Origin of the sequence: Mycolicibacterium canariasense (assembly GCF_002101555.1) — a bacterium.
Classification (GTDB): Bacteria; Actinomycetota; Actinomycetes; order Mycobacteriales; family Mycobacteriaceae; genus Mycobacterium; species Mycobacterium canariasense.
This window is the reverse complement of record NZ_LQOL01000072.1, coordinates 19653-40522: the sequence shown is the minus strand read 5'-3', so window position 1 is coordinate 40522 and position 20870 is coordinate 19653. Positions and strand designations below refer to the sequence as shown.

Genomic DNA, 20870 nt, shown 5'->3' with positions numbered 1-20870 from the left:
TTGTGCGTTCTCATCCGCGCGCGGCGGCGTGTCGCGAACGAAACCGCACACACGGAGGAGGTGCGCGCATGACGCTGGCCGAAGGAGCCCGGGAGACGTCGGCGGTCGACATGGTGACACTGACCATCGACGGTCACGAGATCAGCGTGCCCAAGGGCACGTTGGTGATCCGCGCCGCCGAGCTGATGGGCATCCAGATCCCGCGCTTCTGCGATCACCCGCTGCTGGACCCGGTGGGCGCCTGCCGGCAGTGCCTGGTCGAGGTGGAAGGGCAGCGCAAACCGTTGGCGTCCTGCACCACCACCGTCACCCCGGACATGGTGGTGCGCACCCAGCTCACCTCGCAGGCCGCCGACAAGGCCCAGCGCGGGGTGATGGAGCTGCTGCTGATCAACCATCCGCTGGACTGCCCGGTGTGTGACAAGGGTGGTGAATGCCCGCTGCAGAACCAGGCGATGTCCAACGGCCGCAGTGACTCCCGCTTCACCGACGCCAAGCGCACCTACCCCAAGCCGATCAACCTGTCCTCGCAGGTGCTGTTGGACCGGGAACGCTGCGTGCTGTGTGCGCGCTGCACCCGGTTCTCCAACCAGATCGCCGGGGACCCGTTCATCGAGCTGCTCGAACGCGGCGCGCTGCAGCAGGTGGGCATCGCCGACGGTGAACCCTTCGACTCGTACTTCTCCGGCAACACCGTGCAGATCTGCCCGGTCGGCGCGCTCACCGGCACCGCCTACCGATTCCGGGCGCGCCCGTTCGACCTGGTGTCCACCCCCAGCGTGTGCGAGCACTGCGCCTCGGGGTGTGCGCAGCGCACCGATCATCGACGCGGCAAGGTGTTGCGCCGGTTGGCCGGCGACGATCCGGAGGTCAACGAGGAGTGGAACTGCGACAAGGGCCGCTGGGCTTTCGCGTACGCCACCCAGGGTGACCGGATCACCACGCCGCTGGTACGGGACGCCGACGGCAGCCAGCGGCCGGCCTCTTGGTCCGAGGCGGTGGCGGTGGCGCTACGCGGACTGACCGCCGGACCCGCCGGGGTGCTGACCGGCGGCCGCCTCACCCTCGAGGACGCCTACGGTTACGCCAAGTTCGCCCGGATCATGCTGGGCAGCAACGACATCGACTTCCGAGCCAGGGCCGGTTCGGAGGAGGAGGCCCAGTTCCTCGCGCACGCGGTGGCGGGGCGGTCGTTCGCGGTGACCTATGCCGACCTGGAAACCGCTCCCGCGGTGGTGCTGGCCGGACTGGAACCCGAGGAGGAATCCCCCATCATCTTCCTGCGACTGCGCAAGGCCGTCCGCAAGGCCGGGCTGCCGGTGATCGCCGTCGCACCGTTCGCCGGCCGCGGGCTGGCGAAGTTGAACGGCCGACTGGTCAGCACCGCACCCGGTGGCGAGGCCAACGCCCTGGACGGCCTGCGTACCGAGTTGCCGACCGGGAGCATCATCTTGGTCGGTGAGCGGCTGACGGCCGCACCCGGCGCCTACTCGGCGGTCGTGCGCCTGGCCGAGGCCACCGGCGCCAGGGTGGGCTGGGTGCCGCGGCGCGCCGGGGATCGGGGCGCGCTGGAGGTCGGTGCCGCGCCGAACCTGCTGCCCGGCGGCCGGCCGATCGCCGATCCGGCCGCGCGTGCGGAGGTCGCCGCCGCCTGGAATGTCGAAGAGCTACCCGACCGTCCGGGCCGGGACACGGCGGGGATCTTGACCGCCGCCGCGGCCGGTGACATCCACGCCGTGCTGGTGGGCGGCGTGGAGGTCGACGACCTGCCCGACCCGGCCGCGGCGCTGGCCGCTGTCGAGGCCGCCGGCTTCGTGGTCAGCCTGGAGGTGCGGCACAGCGCCATCACCGAACGCGCCGACGTGGTCTTCCCCGTCGCGCCGGTGGCCGAGAAGAGCGGCACCTTCGTCGACTGGGAGGGTCGGCCGCGCCCGTTCGATGCCGCCCTGCCGCCGTCGGCGACCTCCGATATGCGGGTACTCGCCGCACTGGCCGACGAGGTGGGTGTCGACCTCGGCCTCACCGACGCCGCGCGGGTGCGTGCCGACATCGCCCGGTTGGGGGTGTGGCACGGGGTGCCGGTGCCCGCCCCTGACGTCGACGCCGTCGACCCACCACGACCGGGACCGGGCGAGGCGGTGCTGGCGTCGTGGCGGATGCTGCTGGACGCCGGCCGACTGCAGGACGGCGAACCGTATCTGGCCGGTACCGCGCGGCCGGCGGTGGCCCGGCTCTCCGCCGCCACAGCCGCCGAAACCGGGTGCAGCGACACGGTCCGGGTCAGCACCGACCGCGGCGCGATCACCCTTCCCTTGGAGATCACCGATATGCCGGACCGGGTGGTGTGGCTGCCGCTGAACTCACCTGGCTCGCGCGTGCACGGCACGCTCGGGGCGGGCATCGGATCGATCGTGCGAATCGAGCCGGCATGAGACAAGCGAGAAGCGAAGCGAGATCGCGCATGAACACGCGAGAAGCGAAGCGGGATCGCCCATGAACACGCGAGAAGCGAAGCGGGATCGCGCATGAACAAGCGAGAAGCGAAGCGAGATCGCCCATGAACGCGCCGGATTTGAGTGCGTTCGGCCACGATCCGTGGTGGCTGATGATCGCCAAGGCCCTCGGCATCTTCGTCTTCCTGCTGCTCACGGCGCTGGTGGCCATCCTGGTGGAACGGAAGCTGCTGGGCCGCATGCAGATGCGGTTCGGCCCCAACCGGGTCGGCCCGTTCGGATTGCTGCAGAGCCTGGCCGACGGCATCAAGCTCGCCCTCAAGGAGGGCCTGATCCCGGCCGGCGTGGACAAGCCGATCTACCTGCTGGCCCCGATCCTCTCGGTGATCCCGGCGGTCATGGCCTTCGCCGTCATCCCGATGGGTGGCACCGTGTCGGTGTTCGGGCACACCACGCCGCTGCAGCTGACCGACCTGCCGGTGGCGGTGCTGTACGTTCTGGCGGTCACCTCCATCGGGGTGTACGGAATCGTGTTGGCGGGCTGGGCATCCGGGTCCACCTATCCGCTGCTGGGCGGGTTACGCTCCAGCGCCCAGGTCATCTCCTACGAGATCGCGATGGCCCTGTCGTTCGCCGCGGTGTTCCTGTACGCGGGCACCATGTCGACGTCGGGCATCGTGGCCGCCCAGCACGACACCTGGTATGTGTTCCTGCTGTTGCCGTCGTTCCTGGTGTACGTCACGTCGATGGTGGGCGAGACCAACCGGGCACCGTTCGACCTCCCGGAGGCCGAGGGCGAACTGGTGGGCGGCTTCCACACCGAATACTCGTCGCTGAAGTTCGCGATGTTCATGCTCGCCGAGTACGTCAACATGACCACCGTCTCCGCGCTGGCCACCACGATGTTCCTCGGCGGCTGGCACGCGCCGTTCCCGTTCAACCTGATCGACGGGGCGAACTCCGGGTGGTGGCCGCTGGTGTGGTTCGTCGCCAAGGTGTGGACGTTCCTGTTCTTCTACATCTGGCTGCGGGCCACCCTGCCCCGGCTGCGCTACGACCAGTTCATGGCGCTGGGCTGGAAGGTGCTGATCCCGCTGTCGCTGGGCTGGATCGTCGTCGTCGCGGTGACGCATCAGCTGCGGGCCGAGGGCAGTCCGTCCTGGATGACCGCGGTGGTCAGCATCGGCGCACTCGCCGGAGCCGCGTTGTTACTGCTGATCTGGCATGCGGTGCGGCACAACACCACCGTCGCGCCACCACCACTTGACGCCGGGGCCTTCCCGGTGCCACCGCTCCCGAACAAGGAGGTCGCAGATGTCCAAGGTCGGTGATGCACTCGCCGGATTCGGCGTCACCTTCAAGACGATGTTCAAAAAGCCGATCACCGAACAGTATCCGGAAGAGCCAGGGCCGGTGGCGCCGCGCTATCACGGCCGCCACCAACTCAACCGGTACGCCGACGGCCTGGAGAAATGCATCGGGTGCGAACTGTGCGCCTGGGCTTGTCCGGCCGACGCGATCTTCGTCGAGGGCGCCGACAACGAGGAGGGACAACGGTTTTCGCCGGGCGAACGCTACGGGCGGGTATACCAGATCAACTATCTGCGTTGCATCGGCTGCGGGCTGTGCATCGAGGCCTGCCCCACCCGCGCGCTGACCATGACCAACGACTACGAGATGGCCGACGACAACCGCGCCGACCTGATCTACGGCAAGGACAAACTGTTGGCGCCGTTGACGCCGGAGATGACAGCACCACCGCACGAGATGGCCCCCGGCAGTACCGACGAGGACTACTACCGCGGCAACATCACCGCCACCGGGCTGGCCCGCCAACGGGAGTCGGCGCAATGACCTCCACCGCGGAGGCGGTCACCTTCTGGATCGTCGGGACGCTCGCCGTGTTGGGTGCGCTCGGCGTGGTGGCCGCCACCAAGGCCGTGTACTCGGCGCTGTTCCTGGCCATCACGATGATCAACCTGGCGGTCCTCTACATCGCCCAGGACGCCCTGTTCCTCGGCATCGTGCAGGTGGTGGTCTACACCGGCGCGGTGATGATGCTCTTTCTGTTCGTGCTCATGCTCATCGGTGTCGACTCGTCCGAGTCGTTGGTCGAAACGATTCGCGGCCAACGGGTTGCGGCCATCATCGCCGGTATCGGTTTCGGCGTGCTGTTGATCGGCGGTATCGGCAACGTGTCGGTCAACGGGTTCACCGGCCTTGAGTCCGCGAACGGTGGCGGCAACGTCCAGGGCCTGGCCGTGTTGATCTTCACCCGCTACGTGTGGGCGTTCGAGCTCACCAGCGCCCTGTTGATCACCGCCACCCTGGGTGCGATGGTGCTGGCGCACCGGGAGAGGTTCGACCGCCGCAAGACTCAGCGCGAGCTTGCCGTCGAAAGGTTCGGCCCGGGCGGGTATCCGACCACGCTGCCCAACCCCGGGGTGTATGCCCGGCACAACGCCGTGGACATGCCGGCCCGGCTGCCCGACGGCACCGCCGCACGGACATCGGTGAGCACCGTCCTCCTACCCCGCGGACGCGAGGAGCAATCCACACACAGCGACGGGAGGAAGTGATGGACCCGGCCAACTACCTGTACCTGTCGGCGTTGCTGTTCACCATCGGTGCGGCGGGAGTGTTGTTGCGGCGCAACGCGATCGTCATGTTCATGTGCGTCGAGCTGATGCTCAACGCGGCCAATCTGGCCTTCGTCACCTTCTCCCGCATGCACGGTCATCTGGGCGGTCAGGTGGTGGCGTTCTTCACGATGGTGGTGGCGGCATGCGAGGTGGTGGTCGGGCTGGCCATCATCATGACCATCTTCCGGGCCAGACGCTCGGCCTCGGTGGATGCGGCCAGTCTGCTGAGGAACTGATGACCTGGCTGCTGATCGCCCTTCCCTTGGCCGGTGCGGCCGTGCTGCTGCTCGGCGGCCGGGCCACCGACGCCTGGGGGCACCTGCTCGGATGCGCAACGGTGCTGGCATCTTTCGTTGTGGGTGTGGTGTTGTTCGCCGATCTACTGGGCCGCGGTGCCGAGGACCGGGTGATCCAGCAGACCCTGTTCACCTGGGTGCCGGTCGGGGCGCTGCACGTCGACTTCGGGCTGCAGGTCGATGCGCTGTCCATCTGTTTCGTGCTGCTGATCACCGGGGTCGGATCGTTGATCCACCTGTACTCCATCGGCTATATGGCACACGATCCGGACCGCAGAAGGTTTTTCGCCTACCTCAACCTGTTCGTCGCCGCCATGCTGCTGCTGGTGCTCGCCGACAACTACCTCGGCTTGTACATGGGTTGGGAGGGCGTGGGCCTGGCGTCCTACCTGCTCATCGGGTTCTGGTCGCACAAGCCGTCGGCGGCGACCGCGGCCAAGAAGGCGTTCGTCGTCAACCGTGTCGGTGACATGGGCCTGGCGCTGGCTCTGATGGTGATGTTCAGTGCGGCCGGAACCGTCTCGTACGCCGGCCTTTTCCAGGCGGCACCGGCGCTGTCGGAGGGGTCGCTCAACGCGATCGGCCTGCTGTTGCTGCTCGCCGCCTGCGGCAAGTCCGCGCAGGTGCCGCTGCAATCCTGGCTGGGCGATGCGATGGAAGGCCCCACGCCGGTCTCGGCACTCATCCACGCAGCCACCATGGTCACCGCGGGTGTCTACCTGATCGTGCGGTCCGGGCCGGTCTTCAACCTGGCACCGGAGGCGCAGCTGGCCGTCACCATCGTCGGTGCGGTGACGCTGCTGTTCGGTGCCGTCATCGGCTGTGCCAAGGATGACATCAAGAAGGCCCTTGCCGCGTCGACCATGTCGCAGATCGGCTACATGGTGCTGGCGGCCGGGCTGGGACCGGCCGGGTACGCGGTGGCGATCATGCATCTGCTCACCCACGGTTTCTTCAAGGCCGGGCTGTTCCTGGGCGCGGGCTCGGTGATGCATGGCATGCAGGATGAAACCGACATGCGCCGGTACGGCGGATTGCGCACGTACATGCCGGTGACCTTCGTGACGTTCGGGCTGGGCTACCTGGCGATCATCGGCGTGCCACCGTTCGCCGGGTTCTTCTCCAAGGACGCCATCATCGAGACCGCGTTCGCGACGGGCGGGGCGCGCGGCTGGCTGCTCGGCGGGGCGGCGCTGCTGGGCGCGGGGATCACAGCGTTCTACATGACCCGGGTGATGCTCATGACGTTCTTCGGTGACAAGCGCTGGGAAGAAACCGCTCATCCGCACGAGTCCCCGGGCATCATGACCGCCCCGATGATCGTGCTGGCCGTCGGTTCCGTCGGCGCCGGTGCGCTGCTGGCCGTCGGCGGCACCCTGGCGAACTGGCTGGAGCCCGTGGTGAATCCGGCCGGCGGCCACGAGGCGCACGGCGCCGTCCCGGTCTGGGTGATGACGGTGATCACCTTGTCGGTGGTGGCGGTCGGCGTCGGCATCGCCTACCGGATGTACGCGACCCGGCCCGTTCCTGAAACCGCGCCGGCGGCTTCGGCTTTGACCGCCGCCGCCCGGGCCGACCTGTACGGCGACCGGTTCAACGAAACCGTCTTCATGCGGCCCGGCCGGCAGCTCACCGCGGGCCTGGTCGAGATCGACGACGACGCCGTGGAAGGGGTGACGCGAGGGCTGGCCGCCGGCATCGGCGACGTGTCCCGGCGGATGACGTCGTGGCAGACCGGATTCGCCCGCTCGTACGCGCTGTCGATGCTCGGCGGTGCGGCCCTGGTGATCGGAGCGTTCCTGGTGGTGAGGGTCTGGTGAACGGCATCGGCTGGCTGAGCGCGCTGTGGGCGGTACCGATGGTCGGGGCCGCGGTGGTGATCGTGTTGCCCGGCAAGCAGATCGCCCGCTACCTGGCTCTGGCCATCTCGCTGGTCGTGTTGGCCATCGCGCTGGTGCTTGCGGTCCGGTTCGATCCGGGCGGGCCGCAATTCCAGTTCGTCGAAGAACACCAATGGATTCCGTCGTTCGGCACCGGTTACCTGCTCGGCGTCGACGGGATCGCGCTGGCTCTGGTGCTGCTCACCGCGGTGTTGGTGCCGTTGCTGTTGATCGCGGGCTGGAATACCGGGGCCAGCGATACCGGTTTCGGTACCCGGTCCACCCAGAGCTATCTGGCGCTGACGCTCGCGGTCGAGGGCATGGTGCTGATCTCGCTGGTGGCCCTGGACGTGCTGCTGTTCTACGTGTTCTTCGAGGCGATGCTCATTCCCATGTACTTCCTCATCGGCGGATTCGGTGGGGCCAATCGGTCGGCCGCGGCGGTGAAATTCCTGTTGTACAACCTGTTCGGTGGGCTCATCATGCTGGCCGCGTTGATCGGGCTGTACGTGGTGACGGCGGATCCGCTCGGTGGCACGTTCGATTTCCGGGCCATCGCCGGTGCCGCGTCGCGCGGTGAACTGGGCGCCAGCCCCGCCATGCTCAACGCCTTGTTCCTCGGGTTCATGTTCGCCTTCGCGGTGAAGGCTCCCCTGTGGCCGTTCCACCGTTGGCTACCCGACTCGGCGGTGGAGGCCACCCCCGCCACGGCCGTGCTGATGATGGCCGTCGTCGACAAGGTCGGCACATTCGGCATGTTGCGGTACTGCCTACAACTGTTCCCCGACGCGTCGATGACGTTCCGGCCGTTGGTCATCACCCTGGCGGTGATCGGCATCGTCTACGGCGCGATCGTGGCGATCGGCCAGACCGACGTGATGCGGCTGATCGCCTACACCTCGATTTCGCATTTCGGTTTCATCATCCTGGGCATCTTCGTGATGACCAGTCAGGGCCAGTCCGGATCCACGCTGTACATGGTCAACCACGGCATCTCCACGGCGGCGCTGTTCCTGATCGCCGGATTCCTGGTGTCCCGGCGCGGATCCCGCCTGATCGCCGACTTCGGTGGCGTGCAGAAGGTGGCACCGGTGCTGGCCGGCACATTCCTGATCGCCGGGCTGGCCACGCTGTCGTTGCCGGGCTTGGCGCCGTTCATCTCCGAATTCCTGGTGCTGGTCGGCACGTTCACCCGCTACCCGGCGATGGCGGTGTTCGCGGTGACCGCGCTGGTGCTCTCGGCCATCTACATCCTGTGGGCCTACCAGCGGATGATGACGGGCCCGGTCAAGGAGGGTAACGAGCGGTTGCGGGATCTGGTGCCCCGCGAGCTCATCGTGGTGACGCCGCTCATCGCGCTGCTGCTGGTGCTGGGGATCTATCCCAAACCCGCGCTCGATGTCATCAACCCGGCCGTCGACCACACCCTGCGCACCATCCACCAGCAGGATCCCGTCCCGACCGCGGAGGGCGCGTCCCGATGAAACTAGAGGCACCGTCGATCGAATACTTCCAGCTCTCACCGGTTCTCATCGTCCTCGGGGTGGCGGTGGCCGGGGTGCTGGTGGAGGCGTTCCTGCCGCGCGGCGTCCGCTACGCCGCGCAGCTGGCGCTCGCGATCGGCGGCCAGTTGGCCGCCCTGGCGGCGGTGGTGCTGGTGACGTTTGCGCTCGACGGTCCGGGTGCGCCCGCCGCGGTCGGTGCCGTCGCCGTGGACCGGCCGGCCCTGTTCCTGCAGGGCACCCTGCTGCTGGTGGGCATCCTGGGCACGTTGCTGATCGCCGAACGACGGATACCCGCCGGAGAGGAACGCGGCCTGGACGCCTTCACCCCACAAGCCGCGGCGGTGCCGGGCAGTGTGGCGGAGAAGATCGCCGCGAAAGCGGTGGTGGCCCAGACCGAGGTGTTCCCGCTGACCATGTTCGCGGTCGCCGGCATGATGCTGTTTCCGGCCGCCGACGATCTGCTGACGATGTTCGTGGCCCTGGAGGTGTTTTCGCTGCCGCTGTACCTGATGTGCGGGCTGGCGCGCCGGCGCCGGCTGCTGTCCCAGGAGGCCGCGCTGAAATACTTTCTGCTGGGCGCATTCTCATCGGCGTTCTTCCTGTACGGGATCGCGCTGCTGTACGGCTTCTCCGGCACCTTCAGCCTCGGTGGCATCGCGTCGGCGGTGCGGACCGGCGGCGGCACCTCGATGGCGCTGGTCGGTGTGGCGCTGGTGTCGGTCGGGGTGCTGTTCAAGGTCGGCGCGGTGCCGTTCCATTCCTGGATACCCGACGTCTATCAGGGCGCCCCCACGCCCGTGACGGCATTCATGGCCGCCGCCACCAAGATCGCGGCATTCGGCGCCATGCTGCGGCTGTTCTACGTGGCGCTGCCCGGCCTGGCCGACGACTGGCGTCCGGTGTTGTGGGTGATCGCGATCGTCACGATGGTCGTCGGCACCGTCACCGCGGTGTCCCAGAACGACGTGAAACGGATGCTGGCCTACTCGTCGGTGGCCCATGCCGGGTTCATCCTGACCGGCGTCATCGCGCTCAACGATGCCGGCTTGGCGGCGACTCTGTTCTATCTGTTCGCCTATGGTTTCAGCACGCTGGGTGCGTTCGCGCTGGCCGGACTGGTGCGCGGCGCCGACGGCGAGGAGGCCACCGCGCTGGCCCGGTGGGCCGGGTTGGGGCGGCGTTATCCCGTGGTGGGCGTGGTCTTTTCGTTGTTCCTGCTGGCGTTCGCCGGGATCCCGCTGACCAGTGGTTTCGTCAGCAAGTTCGCGGTGTTCAAGGCGGCCGCCCAAGGCGGAGCCGCACCGTTGGTGATCGTCGGTGTGGTGGCCAGCGCCGTGGCCGCCTACTTCTATGTGCGGGTGATCGTGCTGATGTTCTTCACCGATCCGCCCGAGGACGCGCCGATCGTGGTCGTGCCCAGCATGCTGAGTTCGGCGACGGTGACGATCACCGCGGCCGTCACCTTCGCGCTGGGCGCGTTGCCCCAGCCCTTGCTGGATCTGGTCAACGGTCAGCAGTTCACCGGCTGACGGCCCGGCGCACCTGTCCGGCGATCAGTTCATACATGCCGCGGGTCACCTCGGTGGCGTCGCTCATGATGTTGTAGCCGTGGTCGACGGCGGGCACCTCGACGTAATCGACGAGGGCACCGACCGTATCAAGGCTCTTGGCGTAGGCGGCCGCTTCGTCACGCAACCGGTCGTACTCGCAGGCGATCACCAAAGCGGGTGCGATCCCGGCGATGTCGTCGGCGTTGTCACCCCATGCCGGTGAGGCCAACGGGTCCCGGCGCCGCGCGATCTCGGGTATGTAGGCGGTGTCGAACACCTCCCCCATCCACGGTTTCATGACGGCCCTGGCGGCCAGCGGTGACCGCTTCTCGGCGGTCGCGGTCACCAAATCGAGGGGGCATAGTGCAAAACCTGCAACGCGATCGACGGGCCTGCCTGCGACAGCGCCATCCGGCAGACGGCGGCGGAGAGGTTGCCGCCCGCGCTCTGCCCGCCGACGCAGAGCGCGTCGCCGGCCTCTTCGGCTGCCGCCCAGGCCACCACGTCGTAGAGCTGTTCCACCGGCGTCGGAAAACGGTGGTGGGGGGCAAGCAGATAGTCGGTGTTGATCACCGTGACGCCGGCGCGCGCCGCCAGGAAGCGGCACCAGGGGTCGTCCTGTTCGCGGTGTCCGATCACGAAACCACCGCCGTGGATGTTGACGTACACCCCGGCCGGCGGACCGTCGGGGCGGTACACGGTGGCCGGGGTGTCGCCGTGCCGGGTGGGGATGCTGACCTCGGTGGTGTCGGCGGCAAACTCGGGAAACCGCACCCCCGGTTTCGGACTCGGATTGACCACGCGGGCGCACAAGCGCGCAAGCGCATCGGCGATGACGGGCGTCGATAATACGGACACGCCAACGACCATACGCATGGCCGCAGCCCAGCGTCGGCCGCCGAGTTCGACGTCTTGCCAAGATCCACTCGGACTTTCCCGCCCAAATGTGCATTTGGGCGGGAGGGGGGTCAGCGGATGACGCCGTGCACCACGATGGCGGTGGTCTGGTCTATCCAGGCATCGTCGATTTCCCAGCCGGGCACCAGCAGCATGCGCAGCAGGTTGGCCCCGCCGATCACCTCGATGAGCCGGTCCGGGTCGATATCGGGGTGTACCTCCCCGCGGTCGACGGCATGCACGAGCCGGTCCCGCACGATGTCGAAAAGGCCGGTGAAGCGGCTCATCACCCGCTGGCTGAGCTCCGGGTCGGCGGCCATGTCGGCGATGACGCCGGGGAGCGCGGCACGCACCACAGGGCTGGTGAACACCGCTCCGGCGGCGGCGATCATGGCCCGGATATCGGTGGCGATATCGCCCTCCGGCATGCTCAGCGCGGTCGGCGCGGTGGGGAACGCCGCCTCGTGCACCAGTTCGGCCTTGCTCGACCACCGGCGGTACAGCGCCGTCTTGGTGGTGCCGGCCCGTTCGGCGACGGCGGCCATGGTCAGGTTCGAATAGCCGATCTGCACAAGCAGATCCGCGGTGGCGCCGAGTATGGCAGCGTCGATGCGGGGATCGCGGGGGCGGCCTGCCCCCTTGTCAACCGTAGGTGCGTCTGCTTTCATATCGCTACCGATCGTAGCGTAATGGGTACGGGAAGGAACACCGTGTCGAACGAACCGGCCGTCGAAGACGTCAGCCGCCTCCAGCACTCCAGCCGAGATATGAGCACCGTGCCCGCCGCGATCGCACAATGGCTGGCGACGCAGAGCCCCGGTAACCGCACGCCGGTCGTCACGGTCGAAAGCGGTGTCGACGCCAACGGCATGTCCTCGGAGACCCTGCTGCTGACCGTCGATTGGAACGGCACGCAGCAACACCTCGTGGCGCGGGTGGCCCCCACCCCCGCCGACGTGCCGGTGTTCTCGTCCTACCGACTGGACCATCAATTCGAGTTGATGCGCCAGGTCGGCGAGCTCACCGACGTCCCGGTCCCCCGGGTCCGCTGGATCGACACCACAGGTGACGTGCTGGGCACGCCGTTCTTCCTGATGGACCGGGTCGACGGCGTGGTCCCGCCCGATGTCATGCCCTACACCTTCGGCGGCAACTGGTTCGCCGACGCACCGGCCCAGCGCCGGCGCGAACTGCAGGACTCCACCGTCGAAGTGCTCGCCAAACTGCATTCCATTCCCGATGCGGCCCAGCGGTTCTCGTTCCTCATCGAGTCCGATCCCGCCGGGGACACCCCGCTGCGCCGGCATTTCTGTTGGCTCCAGGACTGGTACGAGTTCGCCGTCCCGGACATCGGCCGCTCCGAGCTCGTCGAACGGGCGTTGGGTTGGCTGGAGGACAACTTCCCGGCCGACGTCGCCGCCGCCATCCCGGTGCTGGCCTGGGGAGACTCCCGCATCGGCAATGTCCTGTACCGGGATTTCCGGCCGGCCGCGGTGCTGGACTGGGAGATGGCCACCGTCGGCCCCCGCGAGCTCGATGTCTCGTGGATCATCTTCGCCCACATGGTGTTCCAGGAATTGGCCGGGTTGGCCGGACTACCGGGCCTGCCGGATGTCCTGCGCGAGGACGACGTGCGCGCCACCTACGAAGGGCTGACCGGCGTCACCCTCGGTGACCTGCGCTGGTTCTACATCTACTCCGGGGTGATCTGGTGTTGTGTGTTCATGCGCACCACCGCCCGGCGGGTGCATTTCGGCGAGATGGACAAACCCGAGGATGTGGAGTCGACGTTCTACCATGCCTCGCTGCTGCGACGACTTCTCGAGGAGGGTCCGGCGGGCAGCGGCGCAGCGACCCGGGGAAAGGAACGCTGATGCTCGGCCCCATGGATGAGTTTCCCGTCCACCAGCTTCCGAAACCGATTGCCTGGCCGGGAACGTCGGACCGCAACTTCTACGACAGGTCCTACTTCAACGCCCACGACCGCACCGGTGACATCTTCGTCATCACCGGGATCGGTTACTACCCCAACCTCGGGGTGAAGGACGCCTTCCTCCTGGTTGCCCGCCGCGGCAGCGGCACATTCGGCGGAAGCGGTGACACCCAGACGGCGGTGCACCTGTCCGATGCCATCGACGCCGACCGGCTCCACCAGCATGTGCTGGGTTACCGCGTCGAGGTGACCGACCCGCTGCACTCGCTGCGCATCACCCTCGACGAGACCGACGGCATCGCCGCCGATCTCACCTGGACGGGACTGTTCGACGTCGTGCAGGAACAACCGCATATCATGCGGCAGGGCAACCGGGTGACGCTGGACGCCCAGCGGTTCGCCCAACTGGGTTCATGGAGTGGAACTTTGGAGATCGACGGGCAGCGGATCACCGTCGATCCCGCGGTGTGGATCGGATCCCGGGACCGGTCCTGGGGTATCCGGCCGATCGGTGAGACCGAACCGGCCGGGCGGCCGGCGGATCCGCCGTTCGAGGGCATGTGGTGGCTGTACGTGCCGATGGCGTTCGACGACTTCTCCATCGCGCTGATCATCCAGGAGGAGCCCAACGGATTCCGGTCGTTGAACGACTGCACCCGGATCTGGAAGGACGGGCGGGTGGAACAGTTGGGCTGGCCGCGGGTGCGGATCCACTACCGCTCCGGCACCCGCATCCCTACCGGAGCGACGATCGACGCGACCGCGCCGGACGGGTCACCGGTCCGGTTCGACGTGGAATCCAAACTGCCGGTGCCGATTCACGTCGGCGGCGGCTACGGCGGTGATCCGGACTGGACGCATGGCGTGTGGCGCGGCGAGAAGTTCACCGAACGGTTCACCTACGACATGACCGATCCGGCCATCATCGGGCGGTCCGGCTTCGGCGTGATCGACCATGTCGGCCGGGCGGTGTGCACCGAGGGTGACCGCGCCCCGGCCGAGGGGTGGGGGCTGTTCGAGCACGGCGCGCTGGGCCGGCACGACCCGTCCGGGTTCGCCGACTGGCTGACCGTGGCTCCCTAGACGGCCCAGAATGCCACCACCGCGCCCACGGCTTCGACCAGGCAATAGAACCAGTTGGGGTAGAACGGTGTCCGCTCACCGAACACCGACACCAGCCGCCCGACGGCCATCCCGGCCAGGGCGGCTCCGACGGTGACGAGGACACCGGTGCGCAGCTCGGGCACGCGGGCGGCGTAGATCAGCACCGCGGCGACGGCCAGGCCGAATCCGCCGTAGACCGCACGCACCTCCGAGCGCGCGGTCGCGGTGCCGAGCGTGACGCCGAACGGACCCAGCATGGCCGCCGGCGCGGCCAGTGCGTAGACGCCCATCCCGGCGAAGAACACCGCAATGACCACTTCGGCCACGGTAACCTCCTGTTTCGTCAGCGATCAGGAGTCCAGCATGCCCAGCGCGAACCCGGCGGCGCTTCCACAAACCTGCTATCCCGCGGTGTGGCTGTACCCCGGACAGGCGCTCTATGCCGGCCCCGGGCTGGGCCTGCAACCGCACTCCGGGTCGGTGTGGTGTCTGGCCGTGGGCGTCGACGCCCCGTTGACCGTCACCGTCGCTACCCGGCGAATCGTCGCGCGCTCCGTGCTCGTCCCGCCCCGGCTCACCCACCATCTGGCGGTCGACGGCCGCCTGGTGTCGTGTTACCTCGATCCCGTGTCCGAGCGCACCCGGTCGTGCCGGCGCCAGTTCACCGAGTTCCATCACCAGGTCGGCGTGCACCACCACGCACAGCCGGAGCTCGTCACCGTGCCACCGGATGACGCCGCGGCGACGCGGTGGCTGGCGGCGGCGGCGCCGGTCGCGATGAACGCCATCGATGCCCGGATCGGGCTGGTGGCCAAGCAGATTCGCGACGATCCCGCCACGCAGACCCCGGCGCGCGAGCTGGCGGCGTCCGCCGGCCTGTCCGAGTCGCGTTTCCTGCACCTGTTCCGTCAGGAGACCGGGTCGAGCCTGCGTCGCTACCGGTTGTGGTGTCGGCTGATCCGCGCCGGCGCCGAACTCGCGGCCGGGCACAATCTCACCACCGCCGCGGCCGAAGCCGGCTTCGCCAGCCCGTCGCACCTGGCCGACCGGTTCAAGACGACATTCGGATTGTCGGCCACTCGGTTGCTGGCGACGGGGCTGACCATCCGGACTTCCTGAACCCGCGGCCCGTTGTGGTCGAATGAAGTTGTGGTCGAATGGAGCGATGGCGTCGAAGTGGGTATGGGCACCGGCCGTTCTGGCCATCTTCGGCGCGGCGGAGTGGGCGACGTGGAAGGCTTCACGCGAGCACACCGTGCGTGCCGATGATGCCGCGGTGCCCGGAGAAACCGTCCTGGTGCTGGGGTGCCCGATCACCGCGCTGTGGAAGTGGCGGGTTCGCATCGCGGTCCGCTCCACCGATCCGTCGACGGCGCAATTCATCTTCTCCGGGGGCGCGGTGCGCACACCGGTGCCGGAGGCGGCGCTGATGGCCGACTACGCGGTCAACCGGCTCGGGGTACCGCCGGCGAACGTCACCGTGGAGGATCGGTCGCGAAACACCGTGCAGAACATCGTGAACTCGATCCCGCTGATGGCCGACAGCCGCGCGATCAAGGTCGCGTCCAACACCTTTCACGCGCGCCGGGCGCGACAGATCGTTCGCGACGAGGCACCGACGCTGGCCCGGCGGTTGCGCCCCGCGCGCGACTACATCCCCGGTGAATGGGGACCGTTACACGTTGCCCTGCTGGCCTACCACCTGTACCGGAGCCGGTTCGGCTAGCTCGCGGGCCGGCGCGCGGCCGAACACCATCGACTCCTCGATCCGGTCGAACCGATGGTCGATCACGTCCAGCCCGTAGTTGTGCCGCACGTTCCAGGGCCGGCGGGTACCGGACTTGGGCAGCGCGTGCGGCGCCCGCTGCACGTAGCCGGCGTTGATGTCCCAGGCCGGCTTCTCCTGTACCGGCACACCGTTGCGATGCGGGTAGGCGTGCGTATAGCCGTGCGCATCCATGTACGCCAACAGCTTTGCCACCGCCTTGGCGGTCATGTCGGCGCGCAGCGTCCACGACGCGTTGGTGTACCCGACACACCACGCCATGTTCGGCACCTCTTCGAGCAGGTGCTCCTTGTAGACGAACCGGTCGGTGGGGTCGATCGTGCGGCCGTCGATGCGCAACTCGATCCCGCCCAGTGCCTGCAGCTGTAACCCCGTTGCGGTGACGATGATGTCGGCATCCAGCCGGCCACCACCGGCCAGCACGATGCCGGCGGCATCGACGTGATCGATGTGATCGGTGACGATGTCGGCTCGCCCGGCGCTGAGATCCTCGTACAGGTCACCGTCGAGCACCAGACACATCCGCTGGTCCCATGGTCGATAGCGGGGCTTGAAGTGCACGTCGACGGGATAGCCCGCCGGGAGGCGCGCGATGGTCCTGTTGCGGATCAGGCGCCGTCCCAGGCCCGGCGCCTTCCTGAAGAACAGGAGCAGCGCATAGTGCATCCACGCGTTGCGGAATCGGATGAAACGGTGAGCGAGCTTGGCCGGCAACAGCTTCCGGACGGTCTGCATGACGGCGGGGACTGCCGGCATGGCCATCATGTAGGTGGGTGAACGTTGCAGCATGGTGACGTGACCGGCCTTGCGGGCCAGCGCGGGCACCAGGCTGATCGCGGTGGCTCCGCTCCCGACCACCACGATGTTCTTGCCGGTGTAGTCCAGCGATTCGGGCCAGAACTGCGGGTGCACCACCGGACCGGCGAAATCGTGCATCCCGGCGATCGGCGGGGTGTGCGGGTGGTCGTAGTCGTAGTACCCGGTGCCGAAGAACAGGAAGCGGGCCCGGTGGATGGCCGGCACGCCGTCGACCTCGGTGCGCACCGACCAGGTGTCGGTGGCCGAATCCCAGTCCGCCGAGAGCACCCTGGTGTTGAAGCGGATGTGCCGGTCGATGCCGTGTTTGTGCGCGGTGTGCGCGAGGTAGTCACGGATATCGGCCCCGTCGGCGACATGTTCTTCGCGGGTCCACGGCTCGTACGGGAAGCTGAGGGTGAAGATATCGCTGTCGGAACGAATGCCGGGGTAGCGGAACAGATCCCAGGTACCGCCGAGGCGTTCGCGGCGCTCCAGGATGGCGTAGGTCAGCCGCGGGTTCTGCTCGTGGATGCGGTAGGCGGCGTTGATGCCGGAGATGCCCGCCCCGATGATCAGCACATCAGTGAATTCGGGGGTGAATTCGGGGGCGAAGCCGGGGATCAACCCGGACTCGACCTGCTCCTCGCCCATGGACAACCTCCTCGTGGTCCTGCGCCGTACCACCACCATAGGTGCTCAGGTACGCAGCGCGTCAACGATCTGGGCCAGCGAATCCGCCGCGATCGGTCCGGGCTGGTAGATGCACACCCGGTCGGACACCCCGCGCACCCGGTCTGCGATGTGGGCGGCGACCTCGGCGGGGGTGCCGCAGGCGGCGATGGTGTGCAGCACGTCGTCGTCGATCAGCCCGCCCATCTCGGCCCAGCGGCCCTGTTTGGACAGCGCGTTCAGTTCGGGCTGCAGCTCACCCCAGCCGTGCACCTCCAGCACCGGCCGGTACGCCGGGGTGGACCCGTAGAAGGCCAGCAACTGGCGGGTGGCGGCGTGGTCGGGATTGCTGTCGGAGCTGACCGACACGATGACCTCGGGGACGATCGCGAGGTCCTCGCGACGACGACCTGCCGCGCGCAGCCCGGCGTCCACCGAGGCCATGGTCACCTCGTCGAGGAAGCGTTTCGACCCGAACGGCATCACCAGCAGTCCGTCGGCATGCTCGGCGACCGCGCGGGTCAGCTTTGGCCCGAGCGCCCCGACATAGATGGGCGGTGGCCCGTAGACGTTGTCGCGCGGGGTGAAGGTCGGGGTCATCAGGGTGTGCCGGTAGAACTCGCCCCGGAAGTTCAGCCGTTCGCCCGTCGACCAGGCGGTGAAGATGGCCCGCAGGGCGGCCACCAGTTCGGTCATCCTCTCCACCGGCCGGTCGAAATCGGCGCCGAACCGCTTCTCGATCTGGGTGCGGATCTGGGTGCCCAGCCCCAGTGTGAACCGGCCGCTGGTGAGGATCTGATGGTCGATCGCCTGGTGCGCGAGGTGAATCGGATTGCGTGGGAACGCGATCGCCACATTGGTCATCAGGTCCAGCCCACCGACCGTCGAGGCCAGGGTCAGCGGGGTGAACACGTCATGGGGTCCTTCGAAGGTGAACACCCCGCTGGCACCGGCATCGCGCAACGTCCGCGCACGCTCGATGGCATCGGTGGGCCCGTACAACGCCGTCATCACCTTCACAGCGGCTCACCCTAGTGCGCGGCGCCGGTGCTTCGGTGCAGACTGAGGCCGTGGGCGATGTGATCGTGGTGGGAGCCGGGTTCGCGGGGCTGGTGGCGGCGCGCGAACTGACCAGACGAGGCCACGACGTGGTCGTGCTGGAGGGGCGCGACCGGGTCGGCGGACGCTCGCACACGACGACGATCGCCGGGGTGCCGGTGGACCTCGGTGCCACCTTCGTCGGCCCCACGCAGACCGCCGTGCTGAAACTGGCGGCCGAACTGGGCTGCGCCACCGTGCCCACGTACTCCCGCGGCAAGAATCTGATCGACTGGCACGGGCGGGTGCGGTCCTACCGCAGCACCATCCCGAAGCTGTCGCTGATCGAACTGTTCGACGTGTCCCGGATCCAGTGGCGGTTCGAACGGCTGGCCAAGCTGATCCCGGTGACCGACCCGTGGGCGGCGCCCGCGGCCGAGCGGTTGGACCGGCGCAGCCTGGACAGCTGGTTGCGCTCGGTGCACGCCAACGCGTCGACCCGGAATCTGATGGCGATCATGTCGCGGGTGACATGGGGTTGCGAGCCGGACGCGGTGTCCATGCTGCACGCGGTGCGCTACGTGAAGGCAGCAGGCGGTCTGGGGCCCATGCTCGACGTCGAGGGCGGTGCCCAACAGGACCGCTTCCCGGGTGGGACCCAGCAGATCGCCGTCCGGATGGCCGAGGACCTGACCGTGCGGCTGAACACCGTGGTACGCCGCGTCATCCGGGACACCGCGGGGTATCGCGTCGAATCCGACACCGAGTCCTGGCAGGCACGTGCCGTGATCGTGGCCGTCCCGCCGGCGCACCGCGGCGCGATCACCTTCGAACCGGGGCTGCCCGACGACCATCGGGCCCTGATCGCGCATTGGCCGCAAGGCAATCTGAGCAAGGCTTACGCCGCCTACGACAAGCCGTTCTGGCGGGCCGACGGCTGCTCGGGCGAGGCGCTGTCGGATGAGGGACCGGTGTTCATCACCTTCGACGTCAGCCCCGGTGACGACGGCCCCGGCGTGCTGTTGGGATTCGCCGACTCCCGCAGCTTCGACCCGCTGCCCCCGCAGCAACGTCGCGACCGCGCGCTGCGCAATTTCGCCGCGCTGTTCGGCGACGCCGCCGCGACACCCATCGATTATCTCGACCATTGTTGGGGCACAGAGGAATTCGCGCCGGGCGGGCCGACGGCTGCGGTACCGCCCGGCGCCTGGACCAGTTACGGGCACGCGCTGCGCGCCCCCGTCGACGGCGTGTTCTGGGCCGGTACCGAGACGGCCGACGAATGGACGGGATTCCTGGACGGCGCGGTGCGCTCCGGTCAGCGCGCCGCGACCGAGGCGGCCGGGTACCTCACGAGCTGAGCCGTTGGCGGGCAGCCGATTCGGCCAACGCCCGCAGCTGCTGGGTCACCTCGGCCGGCCGTTCCAGGATGGCGCAGTGCCCGCCGGGCAGCTCGACGAATCCCGCCAGGTTCGGCAGGTGGCCGGCGATGTGACGGGAGGCGTTGATCGGCAACAGCCGGTCTTTGCTGCTGCCGATCACCAGCGTCGGCACCGTCAGGTTGCGCAGCGAAATGTGGTTGGCACCAAGGCTGTCCACCAACACGCGGGCCCAGCCGCCGCGACCGGCCGGTGGGGTGGCGGCGAACAGCCGGTACACCAGGTCGCCCACCTCCGGGTCCGCGTCGCGCCCGACGGCCAGGTACTCGACGAACCGCTTGTTGGGTCCACCCGCCAGTTTGGGGATCGGGGTGGCACCGAAGGTTTTCAGGAACGTGCCGGCGGTCCGGATCCGGGCCTGTGACAGCGGTGCGGGCACCGGGGCCAGTTGCACGTCACGCAGCAGGTCCCCGGTGGTGGTGTTGATCAACGCCACGGCGTCGGCGCAGTGAAGCACCCGCCGTGGGTAGCGCTGCGACCATGACGTGATCGCGATACCGCCCATCGAGTGTCCGGCGATGACGGCGCGCTCCCCCGGCGCCAATGTCGCATCGAGCACCGCGTCCAGATCGCTGGCCAGATGGTTGAGGCTGTACCGGCGGCGCTCACGCGGAGTCTCGCTGCGACCGTGCCCGCGGTGGTCATAGGCGATGACGCGGTACTGGCCGGCCAGCTCGGCGATCTGATGCGCCCACACCCCGATGGCGCAGGTGATGCCGTGGGCCAGCACGATCGGGTAACCGTGGTCCGGGCCGAAGACCTGGGTGTGCAGCCGGGTGCCGTCATTCGAGCGGACGGCCACGGTGCGGCCGGCGGGCAGCGGTGGAAGCGTCATCTGCGGGCTCCAATCGTCCCCGGCCACGTTGCCGGGGTGGTCAGT

Annotated in this window: 18 protein-coding genes and 1 pseudogene; 13 read left to right on the top strand and 6 right to left on the bottom strand. The window is 68.2% G+C overall.

The window, feature by feature from the left end; genetic code table 11:
- The first annotated feature begins 68 nt into the window (after positions 1 to 68).
- The 8 genes from AWB94_RS24850 to nuoN all read left to right on the top strand — a co-directional run bounded on the left by AWB94_RS24850 (position 69) and on the right by nuoN (position 10305).
- A complete protein-coding gene (locus tag AWB94_RS24850) occupies positions 69 to 2432 on the top strand; it encodes an NADH-quinone oxidoreductase subunit G (protein ID WP_062657303.1) in 2364 nt (787 codons plus the stop codon).
- A 125-nt stretch (positions 2433 to 2557) separates the two neighbouring features.
- Positions 2558 to 3784: an NADH-quinone oxidoreductase subunit NuoH gene (nuoH, locus tag AWB94_RS24845; protein WP_062657304.1), complete on the top strand. Its 1227-nt coding sequence runs from the start codon at positions 2558 to 2560 to the stop codon at positions 3782 to 3784.
- The gene (gene nuoI, locus AWB94_RS24840; RefSeq protein WP_062657305.1) at positions 3768 to 4307 is read left to right on the top strand and encodes an NADH-quinone oxidoreductase subunit NuoI; all 540 of its coding nucleotides are present in this window, start codon (positions 3768 to 3770) and stop codon (positions 4305 to 4307) included. Before nuoH ends, nuoI begins: the two co-directional genes overlap by 17 nt.
- A complete protein-coding gene (locus AWB94_RS24835; protein WP_062657306.1) occupies positions 4304 to 5032 on the top strand; it encodes an NADH-quinone oxidoreductase subunit J in 729 nt (242 codons plus the stop codon). Before nuoI ends, AWB94_RS24835 begins: the two co-directional genes overlap by 4 nt.
- The gene (gene nuoK / locus AWB94_RS24830) at positions 5032 to 5331 is read left to right on the top strand and encodes an NADH-quinone oxidoreductase subunit NuoK (protein WP_062657307.1); all 300 of its coding nucleotides are present in this window, start codon (positions 5032 to 5034) and stop codon (positions 5329 to 5331) included. The genes AWB94_RS24835 and nuoK overlap by 1 nt, the downstream gene beginning before the upstream one ends.
- Entirely contained in the window at positions 5331 to 7211 is a 1881-nt protein-coding gene (gene nuoL / locus AWB94_RS24825; RefSeq protein WP_062657308.1) for an NADH-quinone oxidoreductase subunit L, read from the top strand. Before nuoK ends, nuoL begins: the two co-directional genes overlap by 1 nt.
- Positions 7208 to 8755: an NADH-quinone oxidoreductase subunit M gene (locus AWB94_RS24820; protein ID WP_084395197.1), complete on the top strand. Its 1548-nt coding sequence runs from the start codon at positions 7208 to 7210 to the stop codon at positions 8753 to 8755. The genes nuoL and AWB94_RS24820 overlap by 4 nt, the downstream gene beginning before the upstream one ends.
- Complete coding sequence (gene nuoN / locus AWB94_RS24815) at positions 8752 to 10305, top strand: NADH-quinone oxidoreductase subunit NuoN (protein ID WP_062657309.1); 1554 nt, start codon at positions 8752 to 8754, stop codon at positions 10303 to 10305. The genes AWB94_RS24820 and nuoN overlap by 4 nt, the downstream gene beginning before the upstream one ends.
- On the opposite strand, the pseudogene AWB94_RS24810 reads toward nuoN, so the two are convergent.
- Together AWB94_RS24810 and AWB94_RS24805 are read right to left on the bottom strand one after the other, a co-directional pair.
- Positions 10295 to 11100: pseudogene (locus tag AWB94_RS24810) on the bottom strand (alpha/beta hydrolase). The gene nuoN and the pseudogene AWB94_RS24810 sit on opposite strands and share 11 nt — an antisense overlap.
- Positions 11101 to 11294: 194 nt before the next feature.
- The gene (locus AWB94_RS24805; RefSeq protein WP_062657310.1) at positions 11295 to 11891 is read right to left on the bottom strand and encodes a TetR/AcrR family transcriptional regulator; all 597 of its coding nucleotides are present in this window, start codon (positions 11889 to 11891) and stop codon (positions 11295 to 11297) included.
- A gap of 42 nt (positions 11892 to 11933) precedes the next feature.
- Between AWB94_RS24805 and AWB94_RS24800 the strand changes: the two genes are divergently transcribed.
- A complete protein-coding gene (locus tag AWB94_RS24800) occupies positions 11934 to 13097 on the top strand; it encodes a phosphotransferase family protein (RefSeq protein ID WP_062657311.1) in 1164 nt (387 codons plus the stop codon).
- Entirely contained in the window at positions 13097 to 14239 is a 1143-nt protein-coding gene (locus AWB94_RS24795; RefSeq protein ID WP_062657312.1) for an Rv3169 family protein, read from the top strand. The genes AWB94_RS24800 and AWB94_RS24795 overlap by 1 nt, the downstream gene beginning before the upstream one ends.
- On the opposite strand, the gene AWB94_RS24790 is transcribed toward AWB94_RS24795, so the two are convergent.
- On the bottom strand, positions 14236 to 14586 hold the full coding sequence (locus AWB94_RS24790; protein WP_084395198.1) for a DUF4345 domain-containing protein: 351 nt from the start codon (positions 14584 to 14586) through the stop codon (positions 14236 to 14238). The two genes, AWB94_RS24795 and AWB94_RS24790, sit on opposite strands and share 4 nt — an antisense overlap.
- Positions 14587 to 14623: 37 nt before the next feature.
- On the opposite strand from AWB94_RS24790, the gene AWB94_RS24785 reads away from it, so the two are divergent.
- Together AWB94_RS24785 and AWB94_RS24780 are read left to right on the top strand one after the other, a co-directional pair.
- Positions 14624 to 15379, top strand: a complete 756-nt coding sequence (locus AWB94_RS24785) for an AraC family transcriptional regulator (RefSeq protein WP_062657313.1) — start codon at positions 14624 to 14626, stop codon at positions 15377 to 15379.
- A gap of 46 nt (positions 15380 to 15425) precedes the next feature.
- Complete coding sequence (locus AWB94_RS24780) at positions 15426 to 15986, top strand: YdcF family protein (RefSeq protein WP_062657314.1); 561 nt, start codon at positions 15426 to 15428, stop codon at positions 15984 to 15986.
- Here AWB94_RS24780 and AWB94_RS24775 read toward each other — a convergent pair.
- The gene (locus tag AWB94_RS24775) at positions 15936 to 17495 is read right to left on the bottom strand and encodes a flavin-containing monooxygenase (protein WP_062657315.1); all 1560 of its coding nucleotides are present in this window, start codon (positions 17493 to 17495) and stop codon (positions 15936 to 15938) included. The two genes, AWB94_RS24780 and AWB94_RS24775, sit on opposite strands and share 51 nt — an antisense overlap.
- Before the next feature lie 45 nt (positions 17496 to 17540).
- A complete protein-coding gene (locus tag AWB94_RS24770; RefSeq protein WP_062657343.1) occupies positions 17541 to 18524 on the bottom strand; it encodes a TIGR03617 family F420-dependent LLM class oxidoreductase in 984 nt (327 codons plus the stop codon).
- A 59-nt stretch (positions 18525 to 18583) separates the two neighbouring features.
- Between AWB94_RS24770 and AWB94_RS24765 the strand changes: the two genes are divergently transcribed.
- Positions 18584 to 19912 carry a flavin monoamine oxidase family protein gene (locus AWB94_RS24765; RefSeq protein WP_201029557.1) on the top strand — a complete coding sequence of 443 codons (1329 nt, stop codon included), beginning with the start codon at positions 18584 to 18586 and terminating at the stop codon, positions 19910 to 19912.
- Here the strand turns inward: AWB94_RS24765 and AWB94_RS24760 are convergent.
- The gene (locus AWB94_RS24760) at positions 19902 to 20825 is read right to left on the bottom strand and encodes an alpha/beta fold hydrolase (protein WP_062657344.1); all 924 of its coding nucleotides are present in this window, start codon (positions 20823 to 20825) and stop codon (positions 19902 to 19904) included. The two genes, AWB94_RS24765 and AWB94_RS24760, sit on opposite strands and share 11 nt — an antisense overlap.
- Positions 20826 to 20870 lie beyond the last annotated feature (45 nt).